This is a genomic window from Comamonas sp. 26 (assembly GCF_002754475.1).
In the GTDB taxonomy this organism is placed as follows: domain Bacteria; phylum Pseudomonadota; class Gammaproteobacteria; order Burkholderiales; family Burkholderiaceae_C; genus Comamonas.
Map to the genome: position 1 here is coordinate 2,650,821 of NZ_PEFL01000001.1, position 18,605 is coordinate 2,669,425.

18 protein-coding genes are annotated in these 18,605 nt (G+C 56.9%); 9 read left to right on the top strand and 9 right to left on the bottom strand.

From position 1 onward, the window contains the following. Window positions 1-35 precede the first annotated feature (35 nt). Both CLU84_RS12245 and CLU84_RS12250 read left to right on the top strand, forming a co-directional pair. Window positions 36-803 (top strand): arginyltransferase, encoded by a 768-nt coding sequence (locus tag CLU84_RS12245; RefSeq protein WP_099738001.1) that lies wholly within the window; start codon window positions 36-38, stop codon window positions 801-803. Window positions 804-904: 101 nt separating this feature from the next. Further along, a complete protein-coding gene (locus tag CLU84_RS12250; RefSeq protein ID WP_233210029.1) occupies window positions 905-1,741 on the top strand; it encodes an IclR family transcriptional regulator in 837 nt (278 codons plus the stop codon). A gap of 151 nt (window positions 1,742-1,892) precedes the next feature. Here the strand turns inward: CLU84_RS12250 and pbpG are convergent, their stop codons facing one another. The 7 genes from pbpG to CLU84_RS12285 form a co-directional block, all read right to left on the bottom strand. After that, window positions 1,893-3,098 (bottom strand): D-alanyl-D-alanine endopeptidase, encoded by a 1,206-nt coding sequence (gene pbpG / locus CLU84_RS12255; protein ID WP_099737403.1) that lies wholly within the window; start codon window positions 3,096-3,098, stop codon window positions 1,893-1,895. 112 nt (window positions 3,099-3,210) lie between these two features. Then, window positions 3,211-4,749: a 2-isopropylmalate synthase gene (locus tag CLU84_RS12260; protein WP_099737404.1), complete on the bottom strand. Its 1,539-nt coding sequence runs from the start codon at window positions 4,747-4,749 to the stop codon at window positions 3,211-3,213. Between the two features lie 103 nt (window positions 4,750-4,852). Further along, complete coding sequence (leuA, locus tag CLU84_RS12265; RefSeq protein WP_099737405.1) at window positions 4,853-6,526, bottom strand: 2-isopropylmalate synthase; 1,674 nt, start codon at window positions 6,524-6,526, stop codon at window positions 4,853-4,855. 229 nt (window positions 6,527-6,755) lie between these two features. Further along, entirely contained in the window at window positions 6,756-7,625 is an 870-nt protein-coding gene (gene pssA, locus CLU84_RS12270; protein WP_099738002.1) for a CDP-diacylglycerol--serine O-phosphatidyltransferase, read from the bottom strand. Window positions 7,626-7,822: 197 nt separating this feature from the next. Further along, a complete protein-coding gene (gene ilvC, locus CLU84_RS12275; protein WP_099737406.1) occupies window positions 7,823-8,839 on the bottom strand; it encodes a ketol-acid reductoisomerase in 1,017 nt (338 codons plus the stop codon). 65 nt (window positions 8,840-8,904) lie between these two features. Continuing rightward, entirely contained in the window at window positions 8,905-9,396 is a 492-nt protein-coding gene (ilvN, locus tag CLU84_RS12280) for an acetolactate synthase small subunit (RefSeq protein WP_099737407.1), read from the bottom strand. 155 nt (window positions 9,397-9,551) lie between these two features. Then, on the bottom strand, window positions 9,552-11,339 hold the full coding sequence (locus CLU84_RS12285) for an acetolactate synthase 3 catalytic subunit (RefSeq protein WP_099737408.1): 1,788 nt from the start codon (window positions 11,337-11,339) through the stop codon (window positions 9,552-9,554). Window positions 11,340-11,603: 264 nt separating this feature from the next. Between CLU84_RS12285 and CLU84_RS12290 the strand changes: the two genes are divergently transcribed. The 6 genes from CLU84_RS12290 (at window position 11,604) to CLU84_RS12315 (ending at window position 15,068) form a co-directional block, all read left to right on the top strand. Further along, entirely contained in the window at window positions 11,604-12,173 is a 570-nt protein-coding gene (locus CLU84_RS12290) for an RNA polymerase sigma factor (protein WP_099737409.1), read from the top strand. Next, window positions 12,170-12,622, top strand: a complete 453-nt coding sequence (locus CLU84_RS12295) for a DUF3619 family protein (protein ID WP_099737410.1) — start codon at window positions 12,170-12,172, stop codon at window positions 12,620-12,622. The genes CLU84_RS12290 and CLU84_RS12295 overlap by 4 nt, the downstream gene beginning before the upstream one ends. Window positions 12,623-12,645: 23 nt before the next feature. Further along, the gene (locus CLU84_RS12300; protein WP_099737411.1) at window positions 12,646-13,458 is read left to right on the top strand and encodes a DUF3106 domain-containing protein; all 813 of its coding nucleotides are present in this window, start codon (window positions 12,646-12,648) and stop codon (window positions 13,456-13,458) included. Window positions 13,459-13,519: 61 nt separating this feature from the next. After that, a complete protein-coding gene (locus CLU84_RS12305) occupies window positions 13,520-14,068 on the top strand; it encodes an RDD family protein (protein ID WP_099737412.1) in 549 nt (182 codons plus the stop codon). An 11-nt stretch (window positions 14,069-14,079) separates the two neighbouring features. Next, window positions 14,080-14,478 carry a diacylglycerol kinase gene (locus CLU84_RS12310; protein WP_099738003.1) on the top strand — a complete coding sequence of 133 codons (399 nt, stop codon included), beginning with the start codon at window positions 14,080-14,082 and terminating at the stop codon, window positions 14,476-14,478. Next, window positions 14,475-15,068: a TIGR00730 family Rossman fold protein gene (locus CLU84_RS12315; protein WP_099737413.1), complete on the top strand. Its 594-nt coding sequence runs from the start codon at window positions 14,475-14,477 to the stop codon at window positions 15,066-15,068. The genes CLU84_RS12310 and CLU84_RS12315 overlap by 4 nt, the downstream gene beginning before the upstream one ends. Before the next feature lie 165 nt (window positions 15,069-15,233). Here CLU84_RS12315 and CLU84_RS12320 read toward each other — a convergent pair whose 3' ends face one another. Both CLU84_RS12320 and CLU84_RS12325 read right to left on the bottom strand, forming a co-directional pair. Further along, on the bottom strand, window positions 15,234-15,572 hold the full coding sequence (locus CLU84_RS12320) for a P-II family nitrogen regulator (RefSeq protein ID WP_099737414.1): 339 nt from the start codon (window positions 15,570-15,572) through the stop codon (window positions 15,234-15,236). A 51-nt stretch (window positions 15,573-15,623) separates the two neighbouring features. Then, window positions 15,624-17,264, bottom strand: coding sequence for an NAD+ synthase (locus CLU84_RS12325; protein WP_099737415.1), 1,641 nt, complete (start codon window positions 17,262-17,264; stop codon window positions 15,624-15,626). Here CLU84_RS12325 and CLU84_RS12330 point away from each other — a divergent pair. Next, window positions 17,263-18,582: a GNAT family N-acetyltransferase gene (locus CLU84_RS12330; protein WP_233210030.1), complete on the top strand. Its 1,320-nt coding sequence runs from the start codon at window positions 17,263-17,265 to the stop codon at window positions 18,580-18,582. The genes CLU84_RS12325 and CLU84_RS12330 overlap by 2 nt on opposite strands. The last annotated feature ends 23 nt before the right edge of the window (window positions 18,583-18,605 follow it).

Genomic DNA, 18,605 nt, shown 5'->3' on the forward strand with positions numbered 1-18,605 from the left:
GTTTGACGCACCGCATCTGCAGCACCAGCCTGACCATGACGCACCCAAACGACCTACCGCTACATGCCCTGCAGTTTTATGCCACGGCAGCCTACCCCTGCAGCTATCTGCCGGGGCGACTGGCCCGTTCCCAGGTCGCAACCCCCAGCCACCAAATCCAGAATGCTGTTTATTCAGAGCTGGTCACCATGGGGTTTCGTCGCAGCGGCATGTTCACGTACCGCCCTTATTGCGACGGCTGCCAGGCCTGCGTTCCGCTGCGCATCATCAGCAATGAGTTTCGCCCTAACCGCAGCCAGCGGCGCTCGGCCACTCAGCACGGTCAACTGATTACCTCTATAAAGCGGCTGCACTACTCTGACGAGCACTACCAGCTTTATTTGCGATACCAGCAACACCGCCACAGCGGTGGCGGCATGGACAACGACAGCGTTGACCAGTACACACAGTTTTTGCTGCAAAGCCGCGTCAATTCTCGTTTGGTAGAGTTTCGTGAGCCGACCGACACCGGGGCACCCGGCGTGCTCAAGATGCTCTCGATTCTGGATGTACTGGAAGATGGCCTGTCTGCGGTCTACACCTTCTATGACCCGGAAGATCACGCCAGCTACGGCACCTTCAATGTGCTATGGCAAATTCAGCAAGCCAAGGCCATGAGCCTGCCTTATGTATACCTCGGCTACTGGATCTCGGACAGCCAGAAGATGCGCTACAAAGCCAGCTTTTTACCGCATGAAATTCGTCAAGGTGAACAATGGTGCCGCGTTGACAGGCAAAGCATTACGCGCTCACAAATTGATTGATGTTGCGGAAAAACTCGGCACATGGATATATGAGCAGATGACATGCCTGCGCGGCTATAGCACCGCTAGAATGCCTTCATCCCGCAAAGTATCTCCAACGCATGAAAAAAGACGACCTATCGGCCTCCGCAAAGCCCAGCGTCCAGGTTCTGGAACGCATGTTCACGTTGATCGACGTGCTGGCATCGCGTGAGGAAGCGGTTTCTTTGAAGGAGATCAGCGAACGCACAGGCCTGCATCCCTCGACAACGCACCGCATCCTCAACGATCTGGCTCTGGGCCGCTTTGTGGATCGCCCCGAATCCGGCAGCTATCGCCTGGGCATGCGTTTTCTGGAGCTTGGCAATCTGGTGAAGGCCCGCCTGAATGTGCGCGAGGTAGCGCTGACGCCTATGCGCCAGCTCTACAAGCAGATTCAGCAGCCTATCAGCCTCTCTGTGCGCCAGGGCGATGAAATTGTGTATGTGGAGCGCGCATACAGCGAGCGCTCCGGCATGCAGGTGGTTCGCGCCATTGGCGGTCATGCGCCGCTGCATTTAACCTCTAACGGCAAGCTGTTTCTGGCCGCCGATGATTCCCAGCAAGTGCGCGCCTATGCCACACGCACCGGCCTGCCCGGCAAGACCCACTTCAGCATTACCCAGCTGGGTGAGCTGGAGCATGAACTGGCCAAAGTGCGCCAGTACGGCATTGCACGCGACAACGAAGAGCTGGAGCTAGGCGTGCGCTGTATGGCCGCTGGCATTTATGACGACCAAGGCAAGCTGATTGCCGGCCTGTCCATCTCAGCCCCAGCAGATCGTTTGGATGAAAGCTGGGCACCGAGACTGCAGGCGACTGTGCAGGAGATTTCTTCCGCGCTTGGCTGTGCCAGTGCACGCACGCCAAACACGCAGCCCGCTGCTGATACTTACAGCCGCAGCCACCAGCAGGGCTAATTACCGGCCTGCTTCATATTTATGAGCTGCCAGCGCAATCTCTGCAAGGGCTAGAGCCTTATTTCCTTATCAAACAGCAATAAAAAAGCGCCACCTTGAGTAGCGCTTTTTTTGTGGCCTCCTTCAAAGGCCAGATGCTTATTCAGGACGGTTACCCGCGAATACGTTGTCCAATAGAGTTGCTTGCAGTGGGCATGGCTTCAATCCAGTGGCGCACTCGCTCGGCATCGGCCAGACGGCTGAACTTACCGGCAGAATCCAGAAACACCATGATCAGCTTGCGACCTGAAACCTGAGCCTGCATCACCAGGCAACGACCTGCTTCAGAGATATAGCCGGTCTTTTGCAGGCCGATATCCCAGTTGTCGCTCTTGACCAGACGGTTGGTGTTGTTGAACTGCAAAGTGCGACGCCCCACCGCGACTTCGTAGCCATGCGATGTAGAGTACTCGCGCATCAAAGGGTCTGCGTGTGCAACAGCGACCAGGCGGGCCAGATCCCGTGCGCTGGACTGGTTGCTGCTGGACAGGCCTGTGGGTTCCACATAGCGCGTGTCCTTCATGCCCAGCTGCAAAGCCTTGGAATTCATCTGCTGCACAAACTGCCCCAGACCACCGGGATAGGTGCGACCCAGAGCATGGGCTGCACGGTTCTCGCTGGACATCAGTGCCAGGTGCATCATCTCGGAGCGCGTCAAGGTCGTACCCACGCGCAGACGCGAGCTGCTGTGCTTTTCGGTATCCACATCGTCTTGCGTGATGGTGATCATCTCATCCATGGGCAAGCGAGCCTGAGAAACCAGCAAACCGGTCATGAGCTTGGTCAGCGAGGCAATCGGCAGCACAGCCTGATCGTTCTTGCTGAGCAGAACCTCGTGCGTGTCTTGGTCGATCACATAAGCCACACTGCTTTGCAGAGCCAGCGGATCAGACACCGAATGCAGACCTGCCATCTGGCCATAGGACTGGCGAGCAGGCTCTACAGACGTTGCAACAGCCGCTGCGCTGGCCGCACCAGCCTTGGCCAGGCGCTTCTTACCAGAGGCTTTTTCTGATTTTTCAGCCTTGGCAACTACAGCAGCCTTGCTGCCTTTTTTACCGGCAACCTTGGCTTCAGTCTTGTCTTGCTTGCCCTTGGCAACTTTGGCACCCTTAACTTTAGGCTCAGCAGCCACCCGTGCTTTGCCTGCGGGTTCTTTAGCTGCTTTTTTGGAGGAAGCAGAGGCAGCCGCAATGGGCTTTTTAGCGTCTTTTTTGGGCGCAGCCTGTGCTGCGGGCACGGCCAGAGCACAGCTCAACAGAGCCAAAGACAACACCTGAGTTAGTTTTGCAAGGCGAAAAGAACGCAGCAGCGGCATGCGATACTCCAGACAACAAGGTGTAAGGATTTAATTCAACCAAAAAAATTGTGCAGTGACAAGCACTTGCACAACTTTCTCGATAATCTGAGTGAAATTATAAATCCTGTACTCAACCTTGTGCTGCTACAACTTCATGATTGCTATGCAATTTGTTCAAAGCGCTCAGATAAGCCTTGGCAGACGCGACCACAATATCGGGATCTGCACCCACACCATTGACCACCCGGCCATTGCGTTGCAAACGCACTGTTACTTCGCCCTGGCTCTCAGTAGAGCCGCTGATGGCATTGACGGAATAGAGCACCATCTCGGCTCCGCTCTTGACCTCAGACTCGATGGCCTTGAATGAGGCATCGACCGGACCATTGCCCTCAGAGCTGGCCTTGATTTCCTGACCTGCATTGCTGAACACAACTGACGCATGTGGGCGCTCACCTGTTTCGCTTTGCTGAGCCAGCGAGATGAACTGAAACTGGCTCTCCTGACCCTGACCACCATCGACATTGACCAGCGCCAGAATGTCTTCGTCAAAAATTTCGCTCTTGCGATCGGCCAACTCCTTGAAGCGTGTGAAAGCCTGATTGATAGCGGCTTCGCTATCCAGCTCCACACCCAGTTCCTGCAGGCGCTGCTTGAAGGCGTTACGGCCGCTGAGCTTGCCCAGCACTATTTTGTTGGCGGCCCAGCCCACATCTTCAGCCCGCATGATTTCATAGGTGTCACGCGCCTTGAGCACACCGTCCTGGTGAATGCCAGAGGCATGAGCAAACGCATTGGCCCCCACCACCGCCTTGTTGGGCTGCACGATAAAACCTGTGGTCTGGCTGACCAGTCGACTGGCCGCCACGATGTGCTGGGTGTCGATATTCACATCCAGTCCAAAGTAATCCTTGCGGGTCTTGATGGCCATGACGACCTCCTCAAGTGAGCAGTTACCTGCGCGCTCACCCAGGCCATTGATAGTGCACTCAATCTGGCGTGCGCCGCCGATCTTCACACCAGCCAGCGAATTGGCCACAGCCATACCCAGATCGTTGTGGCAGTGCACGGACCACACAGCCTTGTCGCTATTGGGCACGCGCTCGCGCAGATTGCGGATGAACTCGCCATACAGCTCAGGAATGGCATAGCCCACGGTATCGGGCACGTTGATGGTCGTTGCACCTTCGTTGATGACCGCTTCAATCACGCGGGCCAAAAAGTCGGGCTCACTGCGGTAGCCGTCTTCGGCGCTGAACTCGATGTCATCCATCAGGTTGCGCCCAAAACGCACGGCTTGCTTGGCCTGCTCCAGCACCTGCTCGGGCGTCATGCGCAGCTTTTTTTCCATGTGCAGTGGACTGGTCGCAATAAAGGTGTGGATACGGCCACGGTTTGCATCCTTCAATGCTTCGGCAGCCCGCGCAATATCGCGATCATTAGCGCGAGAGAGCGAGCAGATGGTCGAATCCTTGATGCTGCGGGCAATCGTCTGGATGGATTCGAAATCTCCATTGGAGGCTGCCGCAAACCCTGCCTCGATCACGTCCACCTTCAGTCGTTCAAGTTGGCGGGCAATGCGCAGCTTTTCATCGCGCGTCATCGAAGCACCGGGCGACTGCTCGCCGTCACGCAAGGTGGTGTCAAAAATAATGAGCTGATCGGACATGGTGGGGACTCTCTGGGTTGTGGCGCGGATAACGCCGGTTTTTATTGGAGGATTGCCGATAAAAAAGCCGGTGCGCTTTTGGCGGCACCGGCTCACAGGTCTTTTAGGCAGCGACCGCTTCTTCAGCGGCGACTGGGACACGTTGCACTCCCGAAATAATGGCGCGAAGTGAGGCAGAGACGATATTGGCATCCACCCCAACACCGTAGCAAACTTGGCTGTCGTCGACGCGCAGCTCTACATAGGCAATGGCCTTGGCGTTCGCTCCTTCGCCAATGGCGTGCTCAGAGTAGTTCAGCACGCGCACGTTGCGCCCCACTGCAGCCGACAAGGCCTGTACAAAGGCATCAATGGGGCCCGTACCTTCGCTCTCCAAAAAATACTTCAGGCCTTCCACTTCAATTTCGGCGCTCATGCTGACCACGCCATCAGCTTCACTCAGGCGGTACTGAGGTGCCTTGACAGTGTTGACGCCATATTCGCGCTGGAACAGCTCCCACAGAGCCGCTGCAGACAATTCCTTTCCGCTAGCATCCATCTCGCGCTGGACCACCTGGCTGAATTCGATCTGCAGGCGGCGGGGCAATTGCAAGCCATATTCGCTTTCGAGCAGATAGGCAATACCGCCCTTGCCCGACTGGCTGTTGACGCGAATCACGGCCTCATAGCTACGACCCAGATCCTTGGGATCGATAGGCAAATAAGGCATATCCCAAATATCGCCATCCTTGTGAGCGGCGAATGCCTTCTTGATGGCGTCCTGATGAGAGCCAGAGAAGGAGGTGTAGACCAAGTCACCCACGTAAGGGTGGCGAGGATGCACGGGCAACTGGTTGCAATGCTCAACCGTTGCGCGGATTTCATCGATATTGGAGAAGTCCAGACCGGGGTTCACGCCCTGGATATACATATTGAGGGCAACGTTCACCACATCGAGGTTACCGGTACGCTCGCCGTTACCAAATAAACAGCCTTCCAGACGGTCAGCACCGGCCATCAAAGACAGCTCGGCAGCCGCCGTGCCTGTGCCGCGATCGTTGTGGGGGTGAACCGAGATCACCACGCTGTCGCGGCGCTTGATATTACGGTGCGTCCACTCCACCATGTCGGCAAAGATATTGGGGGTGGAGTGCTCCACCGTGGTGGGCAAGTTGATGATGCACTTGTTCTCGGGTGTGGGCTGCCACACATCGGTCACCGCATCAATCACGCGCTTGGAGAATTCCAGCTCGGTATCTGAATACATTTCGGGCGAGTACTGGAAGGTCCACTTGGTGCCAGGGTTCTGCGCAGCGATATCCTTGAACATCTGGGCATTAGTGGCAGCCAGCGCCACAATCTCGTCTTCGCTCATGTTCAGGACCACACGACGCATCACAGGGGCGGTTGCGTTGTAGAGATGAACAATCGCACGGGGCACGCCTTGCAAGGCTTCAAAGGTGCGGCGGATCAGGTGCTCACGCGCCTGTGTCAGCACTTGGACTGTTACGTCATCGGGAATGCGGTTTTCTTCGATGAGCTTGCGCATGAAGTCAAACTCGACCTGCGATGCGGAAGGGAAGCCCACTTCAATTTCCTTGAAGCCGATCTTCACCAGTTGCTCAAACATCTGCACCTTGCGCTCAATGTCCATCGGCTCAATCAGGGCCTGATTGCCATCACGCAAATCCACACTGCACCATACCGGGGGCTTGGTGATAACTGCATCGGGCCAGGTGCGGTCGGTCAAACGAACAGGGGCGAAGGCGCGGTATTTGGTGGAAGGGTTTTGCAACATGGTGAGTCTCTTTTGTCGAATTAGAAGAATTTAAACCCAGCTCCAGCGACGCCCAAAAACAAAAACGGCCCGTCGCTGAAGCTACGGGCCGTGAAGTAGGTGTGTTTGTACGCGCGCGCTACTTTCTCTGCCCGATGGACATTAGTAGTAGAGCTAGCGACAGGTTTTTCATGCGAATGACTTTAACACAGGAAAAGTTGACAATGCCAGCACTTTTTGTGCAACTGCATCAATCGTCGTGCAGCCCACGCTCGTCGGGCTCATCTTTTGATGTGGACACAATGCTCACATGCTCGCCCTTGGCGCGGCGCCAGACGTAGATCACATAGCCAGAGATCGAGTAGCCGACGAACACCAGGAACAGCATGGTTGCAGGCTCGATGCTCACCAGCGCCATCAGCAATGCCACGACCACCAGCGAGACAAAAGGCATGCTCTTGGCACCGCCAATGTCCTTGAAGCTGTAATACGGAATATTGGTGACCATGGTCAGGCCCGCAAACAGCGTGATGGCAAACATGATCCAGGACAGATCAGCTCGGTCTGTGGCGTAGCCACCAAACCAAGACATCACATCGCCAAAAATTGGCACATCGCGGTGAGACACCAGCAAGGCACTGGTCAGCCAGATAAAACCTGCCACCAAGGCCGCCGCCGCAGGCGAAGGCATGCCCTGAAAGTAACGCTTATCAACAACGGCCGTGTTCACATTGAAACGGGCCAGACGCAGTGCAGCGCAGGCACAGTACACAAAAGCGGCTAGCCAGCCCCAGCGACCCAGCGGGCGCAGCGCCCATTCGTAGGCAATCAGTGCGGGAGCCGCGCCAAAAGAAACCATATCCGACAGCGAATCCATCTGCTCGCCAAAGGCACTTTGCGTGTGCGTCATGCGGGCCACGCGACCGTCCAGACTGTCGAGCACCATGGCGCAAAAAACGCCCACAGCCGCCAGTTCGAACTTGTTGTTCATGGCCATGACGATGGAGTAAAAACCTCCAAACAGCGCTGCCAGCGTGAACAAATTGGGCAGCACATAAATGCCTTTGCGCATCTTGCGCTGAGCGCCGCCTGCGTCGGCAGAATCATTGCTGTTTTGCATTAAACAGACCTCCAGTGCTTGCATGTCATGCGCATGCAGCTATTAAAACCATAGTATTTCAAGCAAAACCATCATAGCAATGCCCTGCCCCCAGTGTACCCGCCGCACACACTGCGCCCAGAATGAAAAAGGCCACCTAAACGGTGGCCTCTTGCTGGCACAAGGTCATCCAGCTTTCGCTGAATGACTCGCGTGCATTAGTTGCGGGTTTGATCAACCAGCTTGTTCTTGGAGATCCAAGGCATCATGGCGCGCAGCTGGCCGCCCACTTGCTCGATGGCGTGCTCAGCGTTCTGGCGACGACGTGCAGTCATCGATGGGTAGTTCAGGCGACCTTCGCTGATGAACATCTTGGCGTATTCACCGCTCTGGATGCGCTTCAGGGCGTTGCGCATGGCTTCGCGGGACTTGTCGTTGATGACTTCGGTACCTGTCACGTACTCACCATACTCGGCGTTGTTCGAGATGGAGTAGTTCATGTTGGCGATACCGCCTTCATACATCAGATCAACGATCAGCTTCAGCTCATGCAGGCACTCGAAGTAAGCCATTTCAGGAGCGTAACCAGCTTCGGTCAGGGTTTCGAAGCCCATCTTCACCAGTTCAACGGCGCCACCGCACAGCACAGCCTGTTCGCCGAACAGGTCAGTCTCGGTTTCTTCCTTGAAGTTGGTTTCGATGATGCCACCCTTGCCGCCGCCATTGGCAGAAGCGTAGGACAGAGCGATGTCACGAGCCTTGCCGGACACATCCTGGTACACAGCGATCAGGGAAGGCACGCCGCCGCCCTTCAGGTACTCGGAACGCACGGTGTGGCCAGGGCCCTTGGGGGCGACCATGATCACGTCCACGTCAGCGCGGGGCACGACCTGGTTGTAATGCACGTTGAAGCCGTGGGCAAAAGCCAGCACAGCGCCAGCCTTGATGTTGGGAGCGACGTTGTTGTTGTAAACATCAGGGATGTTTTCGTCAGGCAACAACATCATGACCACGTCAGCAGCCTTCACGGCGTCGTTGACTTCCATGACAGTCAGGCCGGCCTTGCCAACCTTGTCCCACGAAGCGCCACCCTTGCGCAGACCAACCACGACCTTCACGCCGCTGTCGTTCAGATTTTGTGCATGTGCGTGGCCTTGGCTACCGTAACCAATGATGGCAATGGTCTTTCCCTTGATCAGGCTCAGGTCACAGTCTTTGTCGTAGAAAACTTTCATGTCGGCTCCAGGTCTCTTATCTTGAGGGGGTTTAAAAGGTTTGAACAGGTTCGAAAAAGGGTCAATTAGACACGCAGAATGCGTTCGCCGCGGCCAATACCCGAAGCACCTGTACGCACTGTCTCCAAAATGGCAGTACGGTCAATCGCTTGCAGGAAGGCGTCGTTCTTGGACTGGTCACCGGTCAGCTCTACGGTGTAGCTCTTTTCGGTCACGTCAATGATGCGCCCGCGGAAGATGTCGGCCATGCGCTTCATTTCTTCGCGCTCCTTGCCCACAGCTCTCACCTTGACCATCATCAGCTCACGCTCGGTGTAAGAACCCTCTGTCAGGTCCACCACTTTAACCACTTCAATCAGGCGATTCAGGTGCTTTGTGATTTGCTCAATCACATCATCTGAACCCGTGGTCAGTATGGTCATGCGCGACAGTGACGGGTCTTCCGTCGGCGCCACAGTCAGAGATTCGATGTTGTAGCCACGGGCCGAGAACAGGCCCACGACGCGCGACAGTGCTCCGGGCTCGTTTTCGAGCAGGACGGCAATAATGTGTTTCATACCCAGATTCCTCTTTTCGTCGCCCTCCCCTGACACCGGTAAGTACCAGGCTCGGCGAGCAATAGATTCGTCAAAAAAACGCTATTTAAAATATAGCTGCTTGCGCTTGATAGTTAATGGCTAGAGGCCGATTTCATTCAAAACCGGCTCACGCATTACAGATCGTCGGCGCCCAGCAGCATTTCCGTGATACCACGGCCAGCCTGCACCATGGGGAACACGTTTTCGGTGGGATCGGTGCGGAAGTCGAGGAAGACGGTCTTGCTCTCTTCACGCACGATACGACGCGCCTCGCGCAGCGCGCCTTCCACATCCGCAGGCTTTTCGATCAGCAGGCCGCGGTGGCCATAGGCTTCAGCCAGCTTCACAAAGTCAGGCAGGGAGTCCATGTAGCTGCTGGAGTAGCGGCCCGAGTACTCAATTTCCTGCCACTGGCGCACCATGCCCAAGAAGCGGTTGTTCAGCGCACAGATCACCACCGGCGTGTTGTACTGCTTGCAGGTGGCCAGCTCCTGAATGTTCATCTGAATCGAGCCTTCGCCCGTGATACAGAACACTTCAGAGTCAGGCTTGGCTAGCTTGATGCCCATGGCGTAAGGCAGACCCACACCCATGGTGCCCAGACCGCCAGAGTTGATCCAGCGACGGGGTTCATCAAAGCGGTAGTACTGGGCAGCCCACATCTGGTGCTGGCCGACGTCAGAAGTCACATAAGTGTCCGCATCCTTGGTCATCTTCCACAGCGTGTCGACCACGTACTGGGGTTTGATCACGTCGGGGTTGGACATGTCGTAGGCCAGGCAATCGCGGCTGCGCCAGCCTTCGATGCTGCTCCACCACTGGCTCAGAGCACCTTCGTCGGGGCGCTGAGCAGATTCGCGCAGCATGGCGATCAACTCGACCAGCACATCCTTGACATCGCCCACGATAGGCACATCCACCTTCACTCGCTTGGAGATGGAGGAGGGATCCACGTCGATATGGATGATCTTGCGCTCTACCGACATGAAGTGCTTGGGGTTGCCAATCACGCGGTCGTCAAAGCGGGCACCTACAGCCAGCAGCACATCGCTATTTTGCATAGCGTTGTTGGCTTCAATGGTGCCGTGCATGCCAAGCATGCCGAGGAATTTCTTGTCACTGGCTGGATATGCGCCCAGACCCATCAAGGTGCTGGTGATGGGGTAGCCCAGCATGTCGACCAGCGTGCGCAGCTCATTCGTTGCATTGCCCAGCAACACACCGCCACCGGTATAGATATAGGGACGCTTTGCCGTCAGCAGCAGTTGCAGTGCCTTGCGAATCTGGCCTGCATGACCCTTTTTGACGGGGTTGTACGAGCGCATTTCCACTTTTTCAGGATAGCCCGTGTACAGCGCCTTCTTGAAGGACACGTCTTTTGGAATATCCACCACCACGGGGCCGGGACGGCCAGTGCGGGCGATGTGGAAGGCCTTCTTCATGGTCTCGGCCAGATCGCGAACGTCCTTGACCAGGAAGTTGTGCTTGACGATGGGACGCGTAATGCCCACGGTGTCGCATTCCTGGAAGGCGTCGGTACCAATGTAGTTGGTCGAAGTCTGACCGGCCACCACCACCATGGGGATGGAGTCCGTATACGCTGTAGCAATGCCGGTGACCGCATTAGTCAGGCCGGGGCCGGATGTCACCAGCGCCACGCCCACTTCACCGGTTGCACGTGCAAAGCCATCGGCAGCGTGCACAGCGGCCTGCTCATGGCGCACCAGCACATGCTGAATGCTGTCTTGCTTGTACAGCGCGTCGTAAATATAGAGAACTGCCCCGCCTGGGTAACCCCACAGGTGCTTAACACCTTCAGCCTGAAGAGACTTGATGAGGATTTCGGAGCCCATCAATTCCTGGGCGCCCTTGGGGGACGATGCTGCGGCTGCAGAGGCCAGCTCGGCTTTGGAGATTTCCATGATCAACCTTTGTGAATTTCTCTAACGAAAAACCTTCGGTGCCCTTAGCCTGAAGCCCTTGTGAGGCCGGTTTAGGACTTAAGACCACAAGCCATGGGCGTTTGTGTGTACGCCGGACCGTGATCCGTTTGCTTCTTTAAGTTGAGAACATTATCGCACTGCAACAAGACCTTCAAATGCAGTACACAAAAAAACATCAGTGGATGCGATAATCGACAGCTTTCCCACGGGCACTCCCCCGATTTTTTCCAGGGTTACTCTCTCTTGGCCACAGAACAAGAACTGTCTGCATTCCTCAAAGGCGTAGAAAAGCGCGCATTCAAGCGCAGCTATTTTCACGTCCGCGATGAGGAGGCCGCCCTGGATATCGTGCAGGACAGCATGCTCAAGCTGTCCCAGCACTATGGGGACAAGCCAATCAATGAGCTGCCCATGCTGTTCCAGCGCATTCTCTCGAACAGCACGCTAGACTGGTTCAGGCGCCAGAAGACGCAAAAAGCCCTTTTCACACATTTCAGTGATCTGGAATCCTCATCAGACGATGACGGTGGCTTTGACTGGCTGGAGACCTACGCCACCAATGCCGACGAGGCCGCTGCCCACAATGTGGAAAGCCTGACTGAGCGCAAGCAGACGCTGCAAAGTATCGAAAAAGAAATACAAGAGCTTCCAACGCGTCAACGCGAAGCATTCCTCATGCGTTATTGGGAAGAGATGGATGTTGCGGAGACCGCTGCAGCCATGGGCTGCTCTGAAGGTAGTGTTAAAACACATTGCTTCCGCGCCATCCAAACATTGAGCAAGGCACTCAAGGCCAAAGGAATCGAGTTATGAAATCCGCGCCCACATTCCTGCAAGAACAGGCTGCCGACCGCTTCGCCCGTCATATCACGGCCCGTTTGAGTGAAGGCGAGGCTTTACTCCCCTACGAAGTGACCGAGCGCCTGCGTGCTTCGCGCGAGCGTGCCGTCTCTGAACGCCGCCGCGAAGCGACAGTGCTGCACGCGCAAACCAGTGCTGCAGCATCTTCCCAGGGCAGCACCATGACCATGGGCAGCCCCAGTGAAGGCGCTGGCTGGTGGCGCGCACTGATCTCTGCCATCCCTGTGTTTGCGCTGATTGTCGGCTTGGTGATTTACAACGCAGACACTGAACAAAGTATGCTGAGCGAAGTCACCGCAGTCGATACCGCTTTGCTGACTGACGACTTGCCACCCGCTGCATACGCGGATCCGGGCTTTATTCAGTACCTCAAGACTTCAGCCTCCGCCTCAGAACACTAAACAGCCCGCCGCACCCTGCATTGATGCCTACTGAAAAGCGCTCCATCCTGAGTCCTAACAACACCGCCGCCGTCATGGCGGCGGTGTTGTTGATGACTCTATCCTGGACAGGATGCAATGTGGTGCAGCAAGTCAGACTCGCTCCAAGTGCTGTGCCACCTGCGACCATGGCTGCATCCAAGACCATGCACGTGGATCCATCCATGCGCCAGCGAGCCACGGCACAAGCCTCTGGCCCGCGCTGGGCAGAACTCAGCAGCCATCAGCGTCAAGTGCTTTCGCCGCTGGAAGAGCGCTGGCCTATGGTTGGTTCGGTACAAAAGCGCCGCTGGATTGCGCTGGCTGATGGTTTTGACAAGCTCAGCGAGCGCGAGCAGGAAAAATTGCGCGACCGTATGGAATCATGGTCTGGCCTGAGCGCAGCTCAGCGCAATCAGGCGCGCCTGAACTTTGCTATCACCAACCGACTGGCGACAGACAAGCAGGCACAGTGGGAAGCTTATCAAGCCCTGAGTGATGAAGAAAAGCGCTTGCTTGCTTCCCGCGCCGCGCCCAAAGTGGTGACAGCCGCCCCGGCTATCAAGCCCGTGGCACCCAAGAAGCTGGCGCGCATTCCTGCAGCCACAGCCACGCCCAATACGGTGCCGAATCTGCCCAAGATTCCTCCAGCCACCATTCATCACCCGCCGCCAGCCGTACCTGCCACACCCGCGATGGTGGAAACGCACCCTGTGCGCACGCCCTCCATCATTGTGGAGACCGCGCCGGTGGATATTCCACGCGCCACGCCCATCACGCTGCCGCCGCTGGATGCGCCAGCTCAAGACTTGCACTGATCTAGCGCTGATGCAGCAATCAGAGCATCAAGGTCGCTGAGTCGCCACCTACAATGCCTTCATGCAGCAAGATATTTCGATTGATGATGGCAGCTCAACACCCTCAAACACTCCTGATTTCATAGCTCCCAGCCTTCGCCGCAGAATGGCTTGCTGGCTTTATGAAGGCATGCTGCTGTTTGGCGTGGTGTTTATTGCAGGCTATCTGTTCAGCACGCTGTCCCAGACCCGTAACGCACTCGACAACCGCCACTTGCTGCAAGCTTTCATGATGGTGGTGCTGGGCATTTACTTTGTCTGGTTCTGGAGCAAGGGCCAGACGCTGGCCATGAAGACCTGGCATATCCGCGTGGCGGATGCACAAGGCCGCCCTCTGACCCAGACCCGCGCCCTGCTGCGCTATGCCGCCAGCTGGATGTGGTGGCTGCCGCCTCTGGCGGTGCTCTATCCCTTCGGCCTTCCGCCTCTTGAAGTAATGGTGCTAATGCTGGGCTGGATTCTGATCTGGGCTCTGCTCAGCCGCTTTCACCCTAAAAAACAGTTTTGGCATGACGCCTGGGCTGGCACCCAGCTGGTGCATCAAGCCCCCGCACCTAAACGCATCCGCTGATATTGTTCCGCATGACCTCTTCAACACCCGACCCCGTCAATCCCCAGAAAAGCCGCACCGGCCTTTCTCGCGTGCTGCATGCAGGCGCCTATTCGCTGGAGGGCCTCAAGGCAGGCTGGCACGAAAAAGCCTTTCAGCAAGAGGCTATCTGCGCTTTTATCATGATTCCTGCGGCCTTCTGGCTGGGCACAAGCTGGGAGCAGGTCGCCCTGCTGGCCGCAACAGTCACACTGGTTCTCATCGTCGAGCTGCTCAACACCGGCATTGAAGCCGCCATTGACCGCATTGGCCCCGAGTGGCATGAGCTGTCCAAAAAAGCCAAAGACATGGGCAGCGCCGCTGTCTTATTGTCGCTATGCCTTTGCGGCGCCGTCTGGGCTGCCGCCATTTATCACCGATTTATCGCATGACTACTCCAGCTTTCTCCATCTGCGTGTACTGCGGCTCGCGCCCCGGTACCAACCCTCAATTTACCGAAGTCGCCAAAGCCGTCGGCCGCTGGATTGGCGAGCGCGGCGGTCAGCTTGTCTATGGCGGCGGGCGCAGCGGCCTGATGGGCGTAGTGGCTGAAGCTACGCAGCAGGCAGGCGGCCGTGTGATCGGCATCATTCCTCAGGCCTTGGTCAATAAAGAACTGGCCAATCAGGCCTGCGACGAGCTGCATGTCGTCAAGAACATGCACGAGCGCAAGGCCATGATGGCCGAGCGCAGCGATGTCTTTGTGGCCCTGCCTGGCGGTATTGGTACCTTTGAAGAGCTGTTTGAAGTCTGGACCTGGCGCCAGCTGGGCTATCACGACAAGCCCATCGGCATCCTCAACGTGGATGGCTACTACGACAGCATGCTGCAATTTCTGCAGTCCTGCGTCAGCAACGAATTTATGGGTGAATGGCAGATGGGACTCATCGAGACCAGCTCTGACACAGACGCACTGCTACAAAATCTGGTGCAGAACGCGGGCAATCGACTAGATACGCCGCCGCTGCGTTCGGTCATTTAACCCCTGAACGGCTATGCTGCTGGCCCGAGGAAGACGACAGCCTTGGCTGCGCGGTGATTCACCTTAGAGGCCACCTCTATGATTAGCTCTCGCCCTCTTTAACGACCCTGAACAAAAAAGCCAGACTCAAGGTCTGGCTTTTTGCTGGGTGGGCGGCATGGCTGCTTAGACAGCGGTGTCGTCCAGCTCACCGGTGCGAATGCGCACCACGCGCTCCACGGGAGTGATGAAGATCTTGCCGTCACCAATCTTGCCTGTGCGTGCCACGCTGACGATGGCATCCACGCAGCGGTCCACATCTTCGTCCTTCACAACAACTTCAATCTTCACTTTGGGCAGAAAGTCCACCACATACTCTGCACCGCGGTACAGCTCGGTGTGGCCTTTCTGGCGGCCAAAACCCTTGACTTCTGTCACGGTCAGACCATTCACCCCACACTCGGCCAAGGCCTCGCGCACTTCCTCAAGTTTGAAAGGCTTGATGACGGCGGTAATCATTTTCATGGGGCTTACTCCTCAATAGATTGAAATCGGCAACGCGCCAGAGGCTTGGCCTCAGGCACGGAATTTGTTGGTTATCGGGTAGCGCCAGTCTTTGCCAAAACTGCGCACCGTTACACGTGGACCGACGGGTGCCTGGCGACGCTTGTGTTCATTGATTTGTATCAGACGCGTGACGCGCTCCACATCAGCGGCTGCAAAACCCTTGGCCACGATGGAGCTTACGCTCTCATTATTTTCCATGTAGTGCGTAACGATGGCGTCCAGCACCTCGTAGTCAGGCAGGCTGTCCTGATCTTTCTGGTCCGGGCGCAACTCGGCGCTGGGAGGGCGCGTAATGATGCGATCAGGAATGGGATCGAGCCCTGTGCCAAACGGGTCATGGGCATTGCGCCAGCGCGCCAGCGCAAAAACTTCGGTCTTGAGCACATCCTTGATGGCAGCAAAACCGCCAGCCATATCGCCATACAGCGTGCAATAGCCAGTCGACATTTCGCTCTTGTTGCCCGTAGTCAGCACCATATGGCCAAACTTGTTGCTCATGGCCATGAGCAGCGTGCCGCGAATGCGTGCCTGCAGGTTTTCTTCGGTCGTGTCTTCAGCACGGCCCGCAAATGTGTTGGCCAGCGCGGCCTTGAAGGTCTCGAACTGCGGCGCAATATCAATTTCTTCGTGCTGCACGCCCACACGCTCAGACATTTCACGGGCATCCAGCCAGCTGATGTCGGCGGTGTAGGGCGAAGGCATCATCACCGTGCGCACCTTGTCCGCGCCCAGCGCATCTACCGCAATAGACAGCACCAGCGCCGAATCCATACCGCCCGACAGGCCAATGAGCGCACCGGGAAAGCGATTCTTTCCCACATAGTCGCGCACGGCCAGCACCAGCGCCGACCACAAAGCGTGGTGATGGCTGAGCGATGGTTTGACTTCGCCCATCAGGCTGACACGGCCGTCCACCAGGTGGGCAGCCAACAGTGGCAAGTCTTCTTCAAAAGCCGCAGCGCGTGCGGCCAGTTGGCCATTGGCTTCTACGGCAAACGAGCAACCGTCAAAAACAATCTCGTCTTGCCCCCCCACCAAGTGGGAATACACGACAGGCACCGCATTTTCAATAGCACGTTGCGCAATCACTGCCTCGCGTTCAGCCGGTTTTCCGCTGTGGAATGGCGATGCATTGATGACCACCAGCAACTGCGCGCCAGCGGCCACGGCAGCTTGAGCCGGGCCGACATGCCAGGCGTCTTCGCAAATCAGCAAGCCAACCTGAATGCCCGCGACATCCACCACGCAAGGCGTATTGCCTGCGGAGAAGTAGCGCTGCTCGTCAAACACACCAAAATTAGGCAGCAGCTGCTTGAAATAATGGGCAATCTGCTGACCATCACGCAGCACGCTGGCAGCGTTGAACAGTTGGCCCCCATCACGCAGCGGGTGACCGATGACCAGCGCCAGACCCGGCCATTGGGCGCTGGCCGCCTGCAGTTCTAGCAGCGCCGCATCACAGGCATCAAGGAAGGCGGGGCGCAAATAAAGGTCTTCAGCCGCATAGCCGCACAGAGCCAGCTCGGGAGTCAGCAACAGGCGGGCACCGTTGGCATAAGCTTCAGCAGCGGTGGCAATGATTTTCTGGACATTGCCAGAGAGGTCACCCACGACAAAATTGCGTTGGGCACAGCAGATAGAAAGCGTCATGAAAAGCAAGCTAGGCGGTGAGGCTACCGGCGCCCGCGACAATCAGGGCATGGCCGAAAACACAATTATCACTCGCGTGCTCACCAGCGTGCAGCAGCTGGACGCACAAAACTGGAATGCGCTGCTGGCCTCTCAGTCCACGCCCACACCTTTCATGCGGCACGAATACCTGGCCGCGATGGAGCAAAGCGGCAGCGCCACGCCTGAAACGGGCTGGGTCATCCGGGTCATCACCATCTGGGATCAAGGCGAATTACTGGCCGCCTGCCCCCTCTACATCAAGACCCATTCTTACGGCGAGTATGTTTTTGACTGGGCCTGGGCCCGCGCTTACGAGCAGCATGGCCTGCCCTACTACCCCAAGGCAGTGATGGCCGTGCCTTTTACGCCCGCACCCGGCTCGCGCCTGCTGGCGCGCACGCAGGCGCTGCGCGTGGCGCTGGTGCAGGCCATACAGGAATGGGCAGAGTCACTGCAACTGTCATCACTGCACCTGCTGTTTGGAGATACGGATGACCTGGCTGCCTGCACCGCAGCAGGCTGGATGCAGCGCAGCACGGTGCAGTTTCACTGGACGAACAAGGCCTCCACGCGCCCCGAAGAATTGACAAATACGGCCTCCAGAGAAAGCATTGTCTGGCGTGACTTTGACGACTTCCTGGCCTCGCTCAATCAGGAAAAGCGCAAAAAAATTCGGCAAGAACGCCGCAAGGTGCGCGATGCCGGCGTGAGCTTCAGAGTCATGGAGGGCGACAACATCAGCACGGAGGACTGGAATTTTTTCTACCGCTGCTACGAGCGCACTTATCTGGAGCATGGCAACGCCCCCTATCTGTCGCCCGCATTTTTTGAAGCCATGGCGGGTGCCATGCCTGAGAACTGGGTGATGTTTGTTGCCGAGTACGAAGGCCAAGCCATTGCCTCAAGTTTGATAGCTGTCAGCGCCAGTAGTGCAACAACTTCAGCATCAAACCATTCAATTAACGATGCAGATAATGCGCAAACAGCTATCAATAACAGAGTGGCCTATGGCCGCTACTGGGGCGCACTGCAGCGCGTGGACAGTCTGCACTTTGAAGCCTGCTACTACCAGCCCATTGAATGGTGTATTGCCAACGGCATTACGCGCTTTGAAGGCGGCGCGCAGGGTGAGCACAAGATGGCCCGCGCCCTGCTGCCGATAGAAACGCCCAGTGCCCACTGGGTGGCCCACCCGGCTTTTGCCGATGCCATCGCCCGCTTTTTGCAGCGCGAAGGCGAAGGCATGGCCGACTATGTGCAAGACCTCAAGACACACAGCCCTCTGCGCAAAGCGTGATTTCAGGCAATGTCTGCGCCCCC

Excerpts from the sequence above, each read along its gene's own strand:
- CLU84_RS12245 (WP_099738001.1), top strand. The coding sequence starts at position 36 with ATGACGCACCCAAACGACCTACCGCTACATGCCCTGCAGTTTTATGCC.
- CLU84_RS12250 (WP_233210029.1), top strand. The coding sequence starts at position 905 with ATGAAAAAAGACGACCTATCGGCCTCCGCAAAGCCCAGCGTCCAGGTT.
- pbpG (WP_099737403.1), bottom strand. The coding sequence starts at position 3,098 with ATGCCGCTGCTGCGTTCTTTTCGCCTTGCAAAACTAACTCAGGTGTTG.
- CLU84_RS12260 (WP_099737404.1), bottom strand. The coding sequence starts at position 4,749 with ATGTCCGATCAGCTCATTATTTTTGACACCACCTTGCGTGACGGCGAG.
- leuA (WP_099737405.1), bottom strand. The coding sequence starts at position 6,526 with ATGTTGCAAAACCCTTCCACCAAATACCGCGCCTTCGCCCCTGTTCGT.
- pssA (WP_099738002.1), bottom strand. The coding sequence starts at position 7,625 with ATGCAAAACAGCAATGATTCTGCCGACGCAGGCGGCGCTCAGCGCAAG.
- ilvC (WP_099737406.1), bottom strand. The coding sequence starts at position 8,839 with ATGAAAGTTTTCTACGACAAAGACTGTGACCTGAGCCTGATCAAGGGA.
- ilvN (WP_099737407.1), bottom strand. The coding sequence starts at position 9,396 with ATGAAACACATTATTGCCGTCCTGCTCGAAAACGAGCCCGGAGCACTG.
- CLU84_RS12285 (WP_099737408.1), bottom strand. The coding sequence starts at position 11,339 with ATGGAAATCTCCAAAGCCGAGCTGGCCTCTGCAGCCGCAGCATCGTCC.
- CLU84_RS12295 (WP_099737410.1), top strand. The coding sequence starts at position 12,170 with ATGAAATCCGCGCCCACATTCCTGCAAGAACAGGCTGCCGACCGCTTC.
- CLU84_RS12300 (WP_099737411.1), top strand. The coding sequence starts at position 12,646 with ATGCCTACTGAAAAGCGCTCCATCCTGAGTCCTAACAACACCGCCGCC.
- CLU84_RS12305 (WP_099737412.1), top strand. The coding sequence starts at position 13,520 with ATGCAGCAAGATATTTCGATTGATGATGGCAGCTCAACACCCTCAAAC.
- CLU84_RS12310 (WP_099738003.1), top strand. The coding sequence starts at position 14,080 with ATGACCTCTTCAACACCCGACCCCGTCAATCCCCAGAAAAGCCGCACC.
- CLU84_RS12315 (WP_099737413.1), top strand. The coding sequence starts at position 14,475 with ATGACTACTCCAGCTTTCTCCATCTGCGTGTACTGCGGCTCGCGCCCC.
- CLU84_RS12320 (WP_099737414.1), bottom strand. The coding sequence starts at position 15,572 with ATGAAAATGATTACCGCCGTCATCAAGCCTTTCAAACTTGAGGAAGTG.
- CLU84_RS12330 (WP_233210030.1), top strand. The coding sequence starts at position 17,263 with ATGAAAAGCAAGCTAGGCGGTGAGGCTACCGGCGCCCGCGACAATCAG.
- CLU84_RS12325 (WP_099737415.1), bottom strand. The coding sequence starts at position 17,264 with ATGACGCTTTCTATCTGCTGTGCCCAACGCAATTTTGTCGTGGGTGAC.